12 protein-coding genes are annotated in these 16,393 nt (G+C 36.7%); all 12 read right to left on the bottom strand.

Annotation, left to right across the window (positions count from 1 at the left end):
- Positions 1 to 10 precede the first annotated feature (10 nt).
- On the bottom strand, positions 11 to 1,849 hold the full coding sequence (gene dnaK / locus EO120_RS01415) for a molecular chaperone DnaK (protein ID WP_127133728.1): 1,839 nt from the start codon (positions 1,847 to 1,849) through the stop codon (positions 11 to 13).
- A 26-nt stretch (positions 1,850 to 1,875) separates the two neighbouring features.
- Positions 1,876 to 2,406 (bottom strand): nucleotide exchange factor GrpE, encoded by a 531-nt coding sequence (grpE, locus tag EO120_RS01410; protein ID WP_127133727.1) that lies wholly within the window; start codon positions 2,404 to 2,406, stop codon positions 1,876 to 1,878.
- A gap of 12 nt (positions 2,407 to 2,418) precedes the next feature.
- Positions 2,419 to 3,435: a heat-inducible transcriptional repressor HrcA gene (hrcA, locus tag EO120_RS01405; RefSeq protein ID WP_127133726.1), complete on the bottom strand. Its 1,017-nt coding sequence runs from the start codon at positions 3,433 to 3,435 to the stop codon at positions 2,419 to 2,421.
- Between the two features lie 403 nt (positions 3,436 to 3,838).
- Positions 3,839 to 4,441 (bottom strand): nitrite/sulfite reductase domain-containing protein, encoded by a 603-nt coding sequence (locus EO120_RS01400; RefSeq protein ID WP_127133725.1) that lies wholly within the window; start codon positions 4,439 to 4,441, stop codon positions 3,839 to 3,841.
- Between the two features lie 79 nt (positions 4,442 to 4,520).
- Entirely contained in the window at positions 4,521 to 5,699 is a 1,179-nt protein-coding gene (gene hemW / locus EO120_RS01395) for a radical SAM family heme chaperone HemW (RefSeq protein WP_127133724.1), read from the bottom strand.
- The gene (gene lepA / locus EO120_RS01390; RefSeq protein ID WP_127133723.1) at positions 5,700 to 7,499 is read right to left on the bottom strand and encodes a translation elongation factor 4; all 1,800 of its coding nucleotides are present in this window, start codon (positions 7,497 to 7,499) and stop codon (positions 5,700 to 5,702) included. It lies immediately after the preceding gene.
- A gap of 36 nt (positions 7,500 to 7,535) precedes the next feature.
- Complete coding sequence (gene mnmA, locus EO120_RS01385; RefSeq protein WP_127133722.1) at positions 7,536 to 8,597, bottom strand: tRNA 2-thiouridine(34) synthase MnmA; 1,062 nt, start codon at positions 8,595 to 8,597, stop codon at positions 7,536 to 7,538.
- A gap of 101 nt (positions 8,598 to 8,698) precedes the next feature.
- Positions 8,699 to 9,940 carry a methionine gamma-lyase family protein gene (locus EO120_RS01380; RefSeq protein WP_127133721.1) on the bottom strand — a complete coding sequence of 414 codons (1,242 nt, stop codon included), beginning with the start codon at positions 9,938 to 9,940 and terminating at the stop codon, positions 8,699 to 8,701.
- An 85-nt stretch (positions 9,941 to 10,025) separates the two neighbouring features.
- Positions 10,026 to 10,949, bottom strand: a complete 924-nt coding sequence (gene miaA / locus EO120_RS01375; protein WP_127133720.1) for a tRNA (adenosine(37)-N6)-dimethylallyltransferase MiaA — start codon at positions 10,947 to 10,949, stop codon at positions 10,026 to 10,028.
- Positions 10,937 to 11,734, bottom strand: a complete 798-nt coding sequence (locus EO120_RS01370) for a class I SAM-dependent methyltransferase (protein WP_127133719.1) — start codon at positions 11,732 to 11,734, stop codon at positions 10,937 to 10,939. The genes miaA and EO120_RS01370 overlap by 13 nt, the downstream gene beginning before the upstream one ends.
- 10 nt (positions 11,735 to 11,744) lie before the next feature.
- Entirely contained in the window at positions 11,745 to 13,766 is a 2,022-nt protein-coding gene (mutL, locus tag EO120_RS01365) for a DNA mismatch repair endonuclease MutL (RefSeq protein WP_127133718.1), read from the bottom strand.
- Positions 13,766 to 16,393 carry a DNA mismatch repair protein MutS gene (gene mutS, locus EO120_RS01360; RefSeq protein ID WP_127133717.1) on the bottom strand — a complete coding sequence of 876 codons (2,628 nt, stop codon included), beginning with the start codon at positions 16,391 to 16,393 and terminating at the stop codon, positions 13,766 to 13,768. Before mutS ends, mutL begins: the two co-directional genes overlap by 1 nt.

The raw sequence follows: 16,393 nt of genomic DNA, 5'->3' as shown, positions 1-16,393 counted from the left end.
CCAACCCTTCTTATTTCTTTTCGTCATCCACTACAGTATAGTCTGCATCTACTACATTATCATCAGATTTTGCACTATTATCTGCACCAGCTTCACCAGCTGCTTGTTGTGCTTGTTGAGCTGCTGCATACATTTGTTCAGCCAATTTGTGCAATGGTGCAGTCAAAGCTTCGCTATCTTTTTTGATATCTTCAATATTGCCAGATTCAATAGATTTTTTAAGTTTATCTTTTGCTTCTTCAACTTCTTTCATCAATGCAGCATCGCCTTTACCTTCAAGGTCTTTCAAAGCTTTTTCCGCTTGATATACTAAGGAATCAGCATTATTTTTCACATCTAATTCTTCTTTTTTAGCTTTATCTTCCGCTGCATGAGCTTCGGCTTCTTTTACCATGCGGTCAATTTCTTCTTGTTGCAAACCACTAGAAGATGTAATAGTGATTTTTTGTTCTTTTTGAGTACCTAAATCTTTAGCTTTTACATGCACGATACCATTCGCATCGATATCGAAAGTAACTTCGATTTGAGGAACCCCACGAGGAGCTGCAGGAATACCATCCAAATTGAATCGACCTAATGTCTTGTTATCTGCTGCAAATTCTCGTTCACCTTGCAATACATGAATATCTACAGATGGTTGGTTATCTGCTGCGGTGGAGAATACTTGAGATTTAGAAGTAGGAATTGTTGTATTACGATCAATAATACGAGTAAATACACCACCCATAGTTTCAATACCTAAGGACAATGGAGTTACGTCGAGAAGCAATACATCTTTCACTTCACCTACTAATACACCGCCTTGAATAGCAGCACCAATAGCTACACATTCATCAGGGTTAACATTTTTAGTTGGTTCTTTACCAAGTTCGCGTTTAATTGCTTCTTGTACTGCAGGGATACGAGTAGAACCGCCTACCAACAATACTTTATCGATATCAGAAGCCTTCAAATCAGCATCAGACATAGCTTTGCGAGTTGGTTCGATAGTAGCTTGTACAAGATCTGCAGTCAATTCATCGAATTTAGCACGAGTTAATGTTACGTCTAAATGTTTAGGACCAGTTGCATCAGCAGTGATGAATGGTAAATTGATGTTAGTACTTGCTACGCCAGATAATTCGATTTTCGCTTTTTCTGCGGCCTCTTTCAAACGTTGATCCGCCAATTTATCATTGGACAAATCAATACCCGTTTCTTTTTTGAACTCTTCAATTAAGTAGTTCATAATGCGTTGGTCAAAATCATCACCACCAAGATGGTTATTACCAGAAGTAGCTAATACTTCAAATACGCCATCGCCTAATTCAAGGATAGATACGTCGAATGTACCCCCACCAAGGTCGAATACGAGGATTTTACCATCTTCGTCTTTATCTACGCCATATGCCAATGCAGCTGCAGTTGGTTCGTTAATAATACGAAGTACTTCAAGACCAGCAATAGCACCAGCATCTTTTGTAGCTTGACGTTGAGAATCTGTAAAGTAAGCTGGAACAGTAATAACTGCTTGGCTTACAGTTTCCCCTAAATATGCTTCTGCATCGGATTTGATTTTTTGAAGAATCATAGCAGAAATTTCTTGTGGGGTATATGCTTTACCTTCTACATTCACTTTGTAGTCAGTACCCATATGACGTTTAATAGAAATAATTGTGTTTTCAGGATTGGATACAGCCTGACGTTTAGCCAATTGACCAACTAAACGTTCACCATTTTTCGCAAATCCCACAACGGAAGGAGTTGTACGCGCCCCTTCTTGGTTCGTAATAACGACTGGTTCGCCGCCTTCCATAACTGCTACACAAGAGTTTGTTGTACCTAAATCAATACCAATTACTTTTGCCATAATATATGACCTCCTACATTAATTCTTTATTCTACAACCTTTACCATCGCTGGACGAATGCATCGACCATCAACAGTATAGCCAGTTTGCAATACTTCACAGACCGTATCGGATTCAAAATCTTCAGACGGCACACGCATAATAGCTTGATGTAAATTTGGATCAAATGGTTGACCTACTGCTTCAATAGGTGCCACTCCATGTTTTGATAACATAGCCATTAAATTTTGATGAATCATTATAAATCCATCAAGGAATACTTTCGCATCTCCTTCAGCGGGAGCTTGTACAGCTCGCTCAAAATTATCTAACACAGGTAGCAAATCTTTTAGCACATCGCCTTTTACAAAACCTGCCAACTGTTCTTTCTCTTGATTAGTGCGTCTTTTAAAATTTTCAAAATCCGCTTGTAAGCGCTTATAGCGATTATCAAAATCTGCTTTTAGCTCTTCTAATACTTGACCTGCATCTACTACAGCATCAGCAGCATTTTGCTCTTCTGTAGACTCTGTGACTTCCTCTTCAAGAATTTCTTCTTTTACTTGTTCTTCAGCCATGCCTTTACCTTTCTATGATTGATGTCTTGCTATGGATTCCATTAATTGTTTCATATATGTCAACATATTAATTATGCGACCATATTCCATTCTAATAGGGCCTAAAATTGCTAAAGTACCAAGACTCTTATCTTGATGTGAAAAATCAGCTTGTATTAGGCTCATGTCATTTAACACAGCAGCATTATTTTCAGATCCGATTTTTACCCTAATAGGATGAGGTGAATCATCTTCCAAAACTTTGCCTAACTGATGTTGCTCTTCTAATAATGAAAGCACTGATTGTACTTTCTCAACAGATTTGAATTCTGGTTGATTTAATAATTCTGTAGCACCTACGGAATAAAATAGTTTGCGTTTCGTAATCGCCCGAAGCAAGGACTCACCAATTTGTAATAATATTGCATGAGACCCATTGATGCGAGATATGATGACACCAATTGATTCAGCCGTTATATCTTGTAACAGCCAGTTTTGTACAGCCTTAGAAAATTGCATTGCCATGCGCTGTAATTCATCTGCCTCTACAGCTTCACTAAATATAATCAACTCATTATCTAATGCTCCCGTAGCAGTAATAACAACCATTACTGCTTGATAAGTATCTAACGGTAGAATATGAATATATTTTAGTAACACTCGATCATGAGCCGGCGCTAAGAATAAACTCATACTATGGCTCACTTGGGAAATCAATTTAGCCATATTTAAAAATAGTTCGGTACTTTCACCACGAGATATATCCCACAATGAACGTATCCGCTCAGCGTCCTCAAAAGGTACTGGACCTTGATGCATCATAGAATCAACATATAAACGATAACCTTTAGTAGATGGTATGCGACCTGATGACGTATGTGGCTGTTCTAAATAACCTTGTTCTTCTAAATCAGACATTTCATTTCGAACAGTAGCAGGACTGATACCCAAATTATAATTTTTAGCAATTGTCCTAGACCCCACAGGTTCCGCAGACTTCACATAATCTTCTATTATTGCTCGTAAGATGCGTTGTTTTCTTTCATCCATAATGACACCTCACTTGTTAGCACTCATAAAGTTTGAGTGCTAATCGCATGTATAATATTACCACACAGAAAATAAATGTCAAGTCAAAATATCCTTAAAAAGTCAAATAAAATCAGTTTAGTCAAAAAGACAATTCCAGATTTACAAACAATTAATCAAAAAGACAATTATTGATCTATCAAAGTTAGTCAAAAAGACAAGAATAATGCTAGACGAAATTAATAAAAAGCAAATTCCCCATAGCATGATATAGAGTGAAAATAATCATAATAACATACACAGACTCATCACTATACACAAAAACTAAGAAATATAGGACGGCTCCCTCATATAATTTAATTTTTAAATATTAAACATATGAGATTCGCAACTATACTCCTTAGTTGTTTCATGATATTTTCTATTATAATTCAATATCCTCTAATGGATTTCCTAAACGCAATAACAATTTTCCCATCCGTTCGCGGGGCTCTCCATTTTCTGCATACCAATTGATAAGTATATCAGCAGCTTTTTTAGATTGATTTATAGTCAAATTTCTAGCTAATATAGTTCCTGCTTCTGGCCTCATTCCTGTATTGCCGCCAACAGCAAGCATGAAACCTTGAGAGGTTCCAATAAAAGCAATGTCTTTCACCATCGAATCTGGACAATTCCGACCACATCCACTAACGCCAATTTTACATTTATGACTTGTTTTACGTCCATAATGATGTTGTTCTATATAGTCAGCTAATTCAGAGGTGTCCATTTGTCCATTTTTACAATGTCCTTTACCCACACAAGCAATGAGAGAATTTACACCACGATGTATGACTGGTACTACACCATCAGGCAATTCAGCAATAAGTAATTCTTTATCTTCTTTCTCTATACCTGTAATCTGTATACCTGTCACTACATGACGAAAGGATTCTCCATATTTTTCAGCTAACGCAATACATGATTTCATTTGTTCTATAGAAAATTCATTATGTAAACCGTGTAATATAACAGATGTTTTCATCGTTCCTCCTATAAACATGCATATTCATCATCATCCTAATTATCATATCATGATTTATATTGAGAAACTGTAAAAAGCCTTACATATCTATAAATTGAGAAAACACATAGTTTCCATGCTTGATCCCCTCAGGTGTCATTATATACGCATTATCCCGATAAACTAATAATTGTTTATCTATCAAATTCATGAGAACATCATTATACTTAGACTGTATAGCTATACCAAACTTTTTATAAAATAACTGTTCCTGTATCCCCCATTTAGTTCGTAATGCTAAAAAGCAATAATCTTCAATAGCTCGACTTTCATCAATGATCTCTTCTTCAATAATTGGGAGTATAAAATTATCGATGGTTCTCGCATAAGGCATAACATTTCGATTGTTGGCGCGTCGCACACCATCATAAAAAGAATGTGCGCCAGCACCAAATCCTAAGTAATCACTATATTGCCAATATTTCAAATTATGTTTACTATAAGCTCTGTCTTTAGCAAAATTAGAAATTTCATATCGTTCAAATCCTAATGCTTCAATCCCCATCATCATCGTTTCATACAGAGCATCTTCTACATGCTCGCTAGGCAAGGTAATGAGATTTCTATGAACTAAATGATATAAATACGTTCCTTTTTCTACTTGTAAACCATAAGTAGAAATATGATTGATAGGCAATTGTGATACCATATCTAAATCTTGTTCAATATGTTCAATAACTTGGTTAGGTAATCCATAAATAAGGTCTAAATTAATATCCTTAAAACCTACTTCATGAGCCCAATTCACTGCCTGTATAGCATCTTGTCCCCTATGACTGCGATGCAATGCTACTAGATTCTTATCATTAAATGTTTGAACACCAAAACTAATCCGACTAAATCCAAGCTGAACCAGTTCAGCTATATAAGCTTTTGTCAACTCGCCTGGATTCGATTCAATAGTAAATTGACAATCATCCGTAATATTGAAAAGCGCCTTAATTTGATTCAATATAGAATATAATTGTTCAATAGATAATTCTGTCGGAGTGCCCCCACCAAAATAGACTGTATCAACAGGTTTTTGACATACTTCTGGATGTGCATCAACGAACATCGTCATTTCTTGTAATAATGCATAGAGGTATGTATCGTAATAGTCCTGTAAATTTTGGTATGCAGGGAAGTCACAATAGATACATTTTTGTTTACAAAACGGGATATGGATGTAAATCCCCATATCCCGCTGTACAAGTAGTGATGATTCTATATTATTCATTTAATCTTCTACCTTTAAGATAGCCATAAATGCTTCTTGTGGAATTTCTACAGAACCTACTGATTTCATACGTTTCTTACCAGCTTTTTGTTTCTCTAACAATTTGCGTTTACGAGAAATATCGCCGCCATAACATTTTGCTAATACATCCTTGCGCCATGCTTTTACCGTTTCACGAGCTACAATTTTAGTCCCCACTGCAGCTTGAATCGGAATTTCAAACATTTGACGCGGAATGAGTTCTTTTAATTTTTCAGCTAATGCACGACCACGTGTAGCAGCTCGATCTTTATGAACGATAATAGACAATGCATCTACAGGGTCTCCATTTAAGAGAATATCCATTTTCACCATTGGTGATTGTTGATAACCAATCAATTCATAATCTAATGATGCATAGCCTTTTGTAGCGGATTTCAATTTGTCAAAATAGTCATAAATGATTTCACTTAATGGCAAGTGATACACTACCGATACACGTGTTTCATCAAGGTATTCCATAGATTGATATTCACCACGTTTTTCTTGCGAAAGTTCCATAATAGTACCTACAAAATCCTTTGGTACAATAGTGGTCGCTTTTACATATGGTTCTTCCACATAATCGATTTCCGTCGGTGGTGGTAATTTTGCGGGATTATCTACTTCTAACATTTCACCATTTGTCTTATACACTTTATAATTTACAGATGGTGCCGTTGTAATGAGTGTTAAATTGTATTCTCGTTCCAAACGCTCTTGAATAACATCCATATGTAAAAGACCTAAGAAACCACATCGGAAACCAAAACCTAATGCCAAAGATGTTTCTGCCTCATATTCTAAAGCTGCATCGTTAAGCTGTAATTTTTCCAATGCGTCGCGAAGATTTTCATAGTCCTTAGACTCTGTAGGGTATAAGCCACAATATACCATAGATACAGCTTTGCGATACCCTGGTAATGGTTCTGGCGCAGGATTTGATGCTAATGTTACCGTATCACCTACATGACAATCAGCTACATTTTTAATACTCGCTGCGATACAACCTACAGAACCACAAGGTAGTTCGTCTACAGGCAGAAGATTAGGTGTAAATATACCAAGCTCCGTAACATCAAAATCTTTTTTATCATGCATCATACGAATAGTATCTTTTAATTTTAGAGAACCTTCCTTTACACGCACATAAGCAATAGCGCCTTTATATGCGTCAAATCGAGAGTCAAAAATAAGTGCCCGTGTAGGTTCATCAGATTTATCTGGTGGTGCTGGTACTTTATTGACAATAGCTTCTAAAATATCAGGAATACCGATACCAGATTTAGCAGAACATAGTACAGCCTCTGAAGCATCAAGACCAATAATGTCTTCAATTTCTTGTTTTACCCGATCTGGGTCTGCTGAAGGTAAATCAATTTTATTAATAACCGGAATTATTTCCAAATCATGTTCTAAAGCGAGATATACATTCGCTAACGTTTGTGCTTCTACACCTTGTGCAGCATCTACTACTAATAATGCCCCTTCACAAGCAGCTAGTGATCTAGATACTTCATAACTAAAGTCTACATGGCCTGGTGTATCAATAAGGTTTAATGTATATTCCTCACCATCTTGAGCTTTATATAAAATACGCACAGATTGAGCTTTAATAGTGATACCACGTTCTCTTTCAAGATCCATGGAATCAAGAACTTGCGCTTCCATTTCACGTTTTTGCAAAGTTCCAGTATATTCAATCAGTCGATCTGCAATGGTTGATTTACCATGATCAATATGGGCTATAATGCAAAAGTTTCGAATTTTTTTCGTTGACATAGTACTTGGGCAAATATGATATTTGCCGTCTCCTTTCTAACATACCTGATCGATAACAGCCCCTCCTAGCAATTGAGTGCCGTTATAGAATGCTACAGATTGGCCAGGTGTAATAGCACGTTGAGGTTCTTCAAAAATAACTTCCATCGTTTCATCATCTAATATACGAGCTACACATGGGGATGGATTTGCAGCATAGCGAATTTTACCCTCCGCATGTAATTCTTTGTGAATTGTATCATCTAAAAAATTATAGAATTTACAAATCATACGCTTCGTAAATAATCGATTATTAGGACCTACAATGACTTCGTTTTTCTCTCCATTAAATCCAATAACGTATAATGGATGTTTATAAGCAATACCAAGACCTTTTCGTTGCCCAATAGTGTAATTAAATAGACCTGTATGACGACCTAAGACTTCACCATCTTCAGTAACAATATTACCAGCTTTAGGCTTAGATTTCATTTCCTCTTGTACTAATTTTTGATAATTTCCATGAGGTAAGAAACAAATATCGACGCTATCTGGTTTTTTCGCAACGGGCAAATCAAATTCTGCTGCCATTTTACGAGTTTCAGTCTTACATTGTCCACCTAATGGGAACATAAGATGACTAAGAATGCGTTGATTCATATTATACATCACATAACTTTGATCCTTAGTAGGGTCAATCCCCTTATGTAACTCATAAAGGCCTGTAGTTTCATTATAATTAACCTGTGCATAATGACCAGTCACCATATGCGTAGCACCCAGTTCTAACGCTTTATTAAGCATGAGGTCGAATTTAATATTTTTATTACAGAATACACATGGATTTGGTGTACGACCATAAGCATATTCTTTTACAAAATAATCTACCACATTATCATAAAATATATCTCGTGCATCGATAACATGATGTTCAATGCCGAGAAAATCACACATTTTTTTAGCATCTGTAACTGCTAGAGGGACCGAATCATACGGTGTACCACTCACCCAGAGCCATAGTGTAATACCAAATACTTTATAACCTTGTTTTAATAGCATAGCAGCTGTTAATGAACTGTCTACGCCTCCACTCATTGCTACAGCAATAACTTTTTCCATTCTTTCTCCTTTAAGTCACTAGACAAAAAACTATCAGGGTGAAAGCCTGACGTGATAAACACTAAATCGGGGTAAAAGTCCGAGTAGTAATACTATACCATTTAAGAACGATATTTCAAAATTTCTTCTGCTGCACCGAGAATGCCAAGCATAGAATGTTCAAATACAAGTCCACCTTGCATAAAAATAGTATATGGTGAACGAACAGGACCATCTGCACTTAACTCAATAGAAGAGCCTTGAACGAAAGTTCCACCAGCCATAATAATCTTATCCTCATAACCAGGCATATCCCCTGGAACGGGATGAACATGAGCATCTACCGGGGAATAGGCTTGCATACCACGGCAAAATTGTTCCATTTCATCCCCATTAGCAAGATTTATGGCTTGAATTAAATCATAGCGCTTTGCATCAACCTTAGGGAATACATCATAACCTAATAATTCGCCTACAGCCGCTGTATATACAGCACCTTTCAATGCTTGCAATACAACATGAGGAGCCATAAATAAACCTTGGAAGAATAAACGATACCCTGGTGTGTAAGAACCCATGTGATCACCTAGTCCTGGAGCTGTTAATTGATATGCAGCATCTTCTACTAAGTCCTGACGACCTACAATATAACCACCTGTTGGCGCCAATCCACCACCAGCATTTTTAATAAGCGATCCAGCCATAATATCAGCGCCGGCTTCTAATGGTTCCTGTAGTTCTGTAAATTCACCGTAACAATTATCTACAAAACATATAGTATTAGGATTCTTTGCTTTCACTACGTCTACGATAGATTTAATATCCCCAATAGATAATGGTTCACGAGTGCTATATCCACGGGATCGTTGAATCACAACTGTGCGCGTATTAGAATTTACTGCATTTCTAATAGCTTCTAAATCATAAGTATTATCTTTTAATGGTACCTCTGTATAAGTAAAACCTTTCTCTATTAAAGAGCCTCTAACAGGTCGTGCAGCACCAATGACGGATTGCATCGTATCATAAGGAGCCCCTACAGCATAGATGAATTCTGAACCATTGGAACCATTCCCCATGAGAGCTATCAATGTGGTAGCCAATGCATGAGTACCTGATACAAAATGAGGTCTTACGAGTGCTTTTTCACCTTTAAATACATAGGCGAATACTTCATCTAATTTTTCTCGTCCACTATCATTATAGCCATAACCAGTGGTACCATTAAAATGATAATCAGATACTTGGCATTTTTTGAATGCTTCTAATACTTTTTTAGTATTCGCTAATGCAATAGGCTCAAATTGTTTAAACTGCGGTTCCGCCATTTCTAAAGCTTTACTACGTATTTCTTCTAATGTCATTATATTTCCTTAACTCTCCTATATTACATCATTATATATTCTTATAATTATCAACACATATATACTATTAGAAAAGGTGTTGTCACTATAAAGACTGCGCAATTATACGTTCCGCTTTTTCTAAAATAGTCATCGGTAACGTCGTTTTGTCTATATCAATCCACTGAATATAAGGCATTCTTTTATACCATGTAATCTGTCGTTTCGCAAAATGGCGAGTATTTTTTTTAATTAAATCAATAGATTCTGCCTTACTGATATGACCTTGTAAATACTGTACCACTTCTTTATAACCAATTCCTTTGAAAGCCTGACAATCTGGATTTACACCATTATTGAGGAGTGATGCTACTTCATCAAATAAACCATGCTCTACCATCATATCTACCCTAAGATTAATGCGATTATATAAATCTGAGCGGTCTCGGTGTAAACCGATAACAGGACCCTTATATGACAGGCCCTCCTTTGTCTGGTTAATTAATGACTTATATTCGCCGGCCTCCATCAACTCAATAGCACGATATAAACGGTGTTTATCTGTAAAAACAATTTCAATATTGCCTTTTATAGCTAATGATTCTGCCTTACGACGTAAACCTTCAATACCAGATTTTGTATATAAAGCATCTAATTCAGCACGCAAAATCTCATTAGGACGTATATCATTAAAATTGTAATTCTCCAATAATGATTGTACATATAGTCCCGTGCCACCGGAAAGAATCGGAAGCCCTTCTTTCCTATTAATATCAGAAATCAGTTGACGTGCCCCTTGCTGAAACTGAGATACACTATACGAATCATCAGGTTCTAAAATATCTATTAAATGGTGTGGAACAGTATGTAACTCAATGAGACTCGGTTTTGCAGTACCGATATTTAACCCCTTATATACTTGGTAAGCATCTCCAGATATAACTTCACCATTATGCCTCTGTGCTAAAGATAATGTTAAATCTGTTTTTCCTACTGCTGTAGGTCCTACAATGGTAATTAGTCGTTCCATATGCTCTCCTTATATACACCATAGCCTATACGACTATATTTACCTCCATACCATTGATGTGGTGGATACTGCTTAAATACGTTACTAAAAGGCCGTTCTTTAATAATGACACCTAGTCGAGCTACGCGTTGTGCTTCTTGAATCACTGTATCGGTAATGGTACTTTCCATGGTATGCCCTCGTAGAGGTTTAAATTGTGGACTTTCCTGTACCGGTACTTCAAACATAGGATCAAAATAAATGATGTCAATACTGCCATCTGGTTTAGATGCTAATACATCATGAAAATCACTATGTATCGTGTTAATCCTACGTAATGCACGAGTAATTTGTTCATCACTATGGTCAAAATGACTTAATCCATATGAGGTAGATAGCCAAATTGGGAATGATGCCTCTACACCTACAATGAGAGCATTAGGGCAAGCATAAGACATTACGATACTATCACTTCCAAGTCCTAATGTACAATCTAGTATTGTAATAGATTGAGATTCACTACCATACAAGCTTTGAACTGCAGATATAAGATGGTCTTCTTCACCACGACTTAACCGTAGCAAACGTAACTGAGCCATTGATAAATGAAAAGTATATTGCTGTTCTTCGTTAAAATGAACACATAGGTCTTGTCCACTTAATACAGCAATAGAATCACCACTACTAAAAAAATCCCGAAGAGGGCGTTTTCCTCTTTCCTCATAGTCTAATGACCAGCATTGAGCTATACGACGTGCCTCTGATTTAACAGATTCTGCTGCTTTTTGTGAAGTAGTAATAATCATAATTAACCTTCTAAGAACGTAAGAACAATTTACCTAATTCATCAGGAGTAAATTTAATGATCGTTGGCCGTCCATGAGGACATACATAGGGTTTTTCCGTATGAAATAAATCTTCTATTAAAGTAGTGATTTGATACATATTCAGATTATGCCCCGCTTTGATAGCTCCTCTACAAGAAGCATAAGCCAACATTTCATGGCGTAATTGCGCTTTTGTAGGCTGTTCATTATCATGTAAATAAGAAAATACATATTGTAAAATTTCTTGCGCTTTACTCTCTACAAGATCCACGGGAGTACCGACGATTTTCATTTGTGTAGGGCCTCCTAATTCTACATCAAAACCTAAGTCTAATAGAGCATCCCGTTCTGTTTCTATAATATTTATCTCATCCTCTGTAGCCTCATGATAGATGGCAACCAACAAGTTTTGCATAGGTATTGACTCTGATGACTTACATAATGTATCATAACGCACCCGTTCATGAGCAGCGTGTTGATCGATAATATATAAATCATCACCTTTTTTCGCTAAAATATAGCATGATGCTACCTGGCCCATAGGAATAAATCCAGAATTTTGAATATTTCGAGGCTCATTATCTAGCAACGAAGAATCCTCTAAAACTTGCGAATATAAGGTGCGGAATTTCTCCTTATCTTCTTCTGTATAACTGCTATGTACAGTAGGAATCGCTGTAAAGGTTTCATCATCGAAGGCCTCTTGCTCATATGTTGCCTTTGTAGGCGGTGGTGTAAAACCATGTTCTTTTAAAGAATCTACAAAATCACGAGTATTATGGCGCAATACTTCATATCCTTTTGTATGACGACCACCAAAAACCTTGTCGTAATCAATAGTAGTGGCAATGTATTCTGCCCTATCTCTACTATTAGAATTTGAGCTAATCCCCTCACGGGCAACTGGTGTTGATTGATACGAATCATACGGTGTCAGCCCGTGAATATTAGAATTTTCCATGCCACTAGTATGCTGACTAGGAGGAATAAACTGCGAAGATTCGCGATGATATCGATCATGTAGTGGATTATTGAGAGCATTTAAAATCCCATGATATACGGCTTTAAATAGAATCTTATCATCAGAGAATTTAACTTCACTTTTACGAGGATGTACATTGATATCCACCATGTCAGGAGGAACTGTTATATGTAGTACCACTAAAGGATGCCCCGTTTTGGGCAATAGTGCATGATATGCATTATCAATAGCCTTAGCAATAGTTTTATCAGAAATGACGCGATTATTTACAATTATAGTTTGCCATATGCGCGTACTTTTTAATAAGGTAGGCTTTGATACCACCCCTTCGATATAAATCTGCTCACTTTCATAGGCAACAGGAAAAATATCTTGCTTCGTTTTATACCCATACAGAGCCGTTACTGTATCTACCAACTCACCATTACCTGGTGTAATAATGACAATTCGTTTATCCACGACTAATTTAAATGCAATATGTGGATTACTAAGAGCCAACTTTCCTAGGATATCTTGAATTTTAGATGCTTCCGTACGCTCCGTTTTTAAGAATTTACGACGCGCTGGAGTGTTATAAAATAGATCCCGAACTTCTATAGTCGTACCTGGTGCCGCACCATAGGGACTACAATCTGTAAAAGCACCGCCATCGATGAGAATACGAGTAGCCATATCATTATCTACAGTTCTTGTAGTCAACGAAAAATGAGATACAGAAGCGATACTGGCTAATGCCTCCCCGCGAAACCCTAAAGATGCGATATCGAATAAATCCTCTACTTGCTGAATTTTAGAAGTCGCATGGCGTAGCACGGCCAGCCTAGCATCTTCTTCTGTCATGCCCTTACCATTATCAGTAATACGCATATAATTAGTACCGCCATCACCAATTTCTACCTCAATAGAAGTTGACCCAGCATCAATAGAATTTTCTACCAATTCCTTAATAACAGATGCAGGGCGTTCCACTACTTCACCAGCGGCAATTTTGTTAATCGTTGTTTCATCTAGCACATGAATAGTAGCCATTATTTACCGCCTCCATTGCGAGCTTCCAATTGCAATTGATGAATAGCATTTATTGCTTCAATAGGGGTCATAGTATTTATATCCAGTGCTAATAATGTATCCACCACAGAATGAGTAAATAAGTTACCAAACCCATCTGATTCAGATCCTATTTGAGGCATAGATTTTTGTGATGCTAGTTCTGTTGTAGCAACACGGCTTTGTAAATCTTCTGTACTAGAGCCGGGCTCTTCTAAAGTAGACAAAATAATTTCTGCCCGTTTTAATACTTGTGGAGGCAATCCTGCTAATTTAGCCACATGAATACCGTAGCTTCGATCCGCGCCCCCCTTAATAATACGACGCAAAAACGCAATATCCTTGCCTTTTTCTTTTACCGCTACTGTATAATTTTTTAACCGTGGATATACACCTTCTAAAGGTATTAACTCATGATAATGAGTAGCAAATAATGTTTTAGCATGAATATGTTTACAAATATGTTCCACCACAGCTTGTGCAATGCTAAGACCGTCAAATGTACTAGTGCCTCGACCGATTTCATCGAGGATAACTAAACTTTTGGAAGTAGCATTATCTAAAATATAAGCAACCTCTTTCATTTCCACCATGAATGTACTTTGCCCTGTAGAAATATCATCACTAGCACCAACGCGGGTAAAGATGCGATCTACTGGCGAAATCGTAGCCTCTCGAGCGGGAATAAATGACCCAATTTGAGCCATAATCATCAATATAGCCACTTGACGCATATATGTAGATTTACCTGCCATATTAGGACCTGTAATAAGTAGAAATTCTTCATTGTCATGATTGAGTACTACATCATTAGGTACAAATACTTCTCGCTTTAAAAAAGATTCGATAACAGGGTGACGACCATCTCTAATATTAATAGATCCATTCATAACAATACTTGGACAAATATAATTAGATTCATATGCTACAGTGCTTAATGATGCTAATACGTCTAGTTCGGCTAATGCACGAGCTGTTTCTTGTACGCTTTTTATAACACCTTTAATATGTAAACGTAATTCTTGGTACAACCGTTGTTCTAAGGCAATTATTTTCTCTTTCGCACTAAGAATCTTAATTTCAAATTCTTTTAATTCAGGTGTAATATATCGTTCTGCATTGGCTAATGTTTGCTTTCTAATAAAATAAGGTGGTACATTTTCTGCATGTAATCGAGTCACTTCAAAATAATAGCCAAATATTTTATTATAACCTGTTTTTAATTTGATTCCTGTTTCTTCACGGGCTTTATCCTCTAATCGCTTTAGCCATTCTTGACTATTCGTAGATAGGGAACGTAATTCATCAAGTTCTTCATTATATCCGTCGCGAATAACACGACCTTCTTTTAATGTTAATGCTGGTTGCTCAGCAATAGCACGGTATAACAAATCATATATATCTTGATGATCATGGATACGCTCATTTATAGACGTTAAAGCAAGTCCAGAAAACTCTCCTAATATACGCTTAATGTGAGGTAATACCTGCAAGGACTCGCGAAGAGATGTAAAATCTCGAGGCGATACAGAACCTGTTTCAATACGACCTACAATGCGCTCAAAATCATAAATACTGTCAAGATAATGTTGTAATTCACTACGTTCACTAATACACGTAATTAACTCAGAAATAGCCATTTGTCGACGTTGAATGTGAGGCACATCAATAAGAGGACTTTCTAACCATTGTTTTAATAAACGAGCCCCCATAGGGGTTAATGTTCTATCTAGTACATCTAATAATGTGCCTTTTACACCACCATCCCGTAAATTATGAGTAATTTCTAAATGGCGTAAAGAAGCAGTATCTAAAATAAGACGATTCCCTACGTCTAATTGGTGTACATAGTTAATATGAGATGTCTCAATTTTTATAGCTTCTTCTAAATAAAGAAGCATAAAGCCAAGAGCTTCTAATACATCTTCTTCCATAAGCCCCATGTGTTGGAAGTGATTATTCGCTTTCTGACGCGCTGCCCCTGCCCCCTCTATAGGGGAAAATGGAGAAAATACCATTGTATCAAATTGGTTATCAATGAAATCGGTAATAGGCGCAGGTATAATAGTGCCCTCAGGAATGATAATCTCCGATGGACGATACATACTCAACGCATCATAAAAATGACTCATTTGATCTTGGTTAACACGATCCCAAATAACTTCACCAGTAGAAATATCTGAAAAAATTAAAATCCATGCATCTTTAACGGCATAAAACAAAGCTAAGAAATTATTGCTCCGCGCATCATTCCCGTTTTCCGTCATTACCGTACCCGGTGTAATCACTTTAATTACATCTCGCTTAACAATGCCCTTTACAGATTTAGGATCTTCTAATTGCTCACAAATGGCAACCTTATAACCTTTCTTAACTAATGTATCTATATAACCTTCGGCAGCATGAAAAGGAACGCCACACATAGGTGTTCGTTCCTCATTGCCTGCAGGGCGTCCTGTTAAAGTAATATTCAATTCTTTAGATGCCACTAATGCATCATCATTAAACAACTCGTAAAAATCACCTAAACGAAAGAACAATAATTCATGTGGATGACGCGATTTAATATCCATATATTGTTCCATCATAGGTGTTAGTTTTTTTGCCAT

Source organism: Veillonella caviae (assembly GCF_003992125.1).
In the GTDB taxonomy this organism is placed as follows: Bacteria; Bacillota; Negativicutes; order Veillonellales; family Veillonellaceae; genus Veillonella; species Veillonella caviae.
The sequence above is the reverse complement of the archived record's forward strand: the minus strand, read 5'-3'. Positions and strand labels throughout refer to the sequence as shown.

Coding starts and splice junctions, on each gene's coding strand:
- dnaK (WP_127133728.1), bottom strand. CDS start 1,849: ATGGCAAAAGTAATTGGTATTGATTTAGGTACAACAAACTCTTGTGTA.
- grpE (WP_127133727.1), bottom strand. CDS start 2,406: ATGGCTGAAGAACAAGTAAAAGAAGAAATTCTTGAAGAGGAAGTCACA.
- hrcA (WP_127133726.1), bottom strand. CDS start 3,435: ATGGATGAAAGAAAACAACGCATCTTACGAGCAATAATAGAAGATTAT.
- EO120_RS01400 (WP_127133725.1), bottom strand. CDS start 4,441: ATGAAAACATCTGTTATATTACACGGTTTACATAATGAATTTTCTATA.
- hemW (WP_127133724.1), bottom strand. CDS start 5,699: ATGAATAATATAGAATCATCACTACTTGTACAGCGGGATATGGGGATT.
- lepA (WP_127133723.1), bottom strand. CDS start 7,499: ATGTCAACGAAAAAAATTCGAAACTTTTGCATTATAGCCCATATTGAT.
- mnmA (WP_127133722.1), bottom strand. CDS start 8,597: ATGGAAAAAGTTATTGCTGTAGCAATGAGTGGAGGCGTAGACAGTTCA.
- EO120_RS01380 (WP_127133721.1), bottom strand. CDS start 9,940: ATGACATTAGAAGAAATACGTAGTAAAGCTTTAGAAATGGCGGAACCG.
- miaA (WP_127133720.1), bottom strand. CDS start 10,949: ATGGAACGACTAATTACCATTGTAGGACCTACAGCAGTAGGAAAAACA.
- EO120_RS01370 (WP_127133719.1), bottom strand. CDS start 11,734: ATGATTATTACTACTTCACAAAAAGCAGCAGAATCTGTTAAATCAGAG.
- mutL (WP_127133718.1), bottom strand. CDS start 13,766: ATGGCTACTATTCATGTGCTAGATGAAACAACGATTAACAAAATTGCC.
- mutS (WP_127133717.1), bottom strand. CDS start 16,393: ATGGCAAAAAAACTAACACCTATGATGGAACAATATATGGATATTAAA.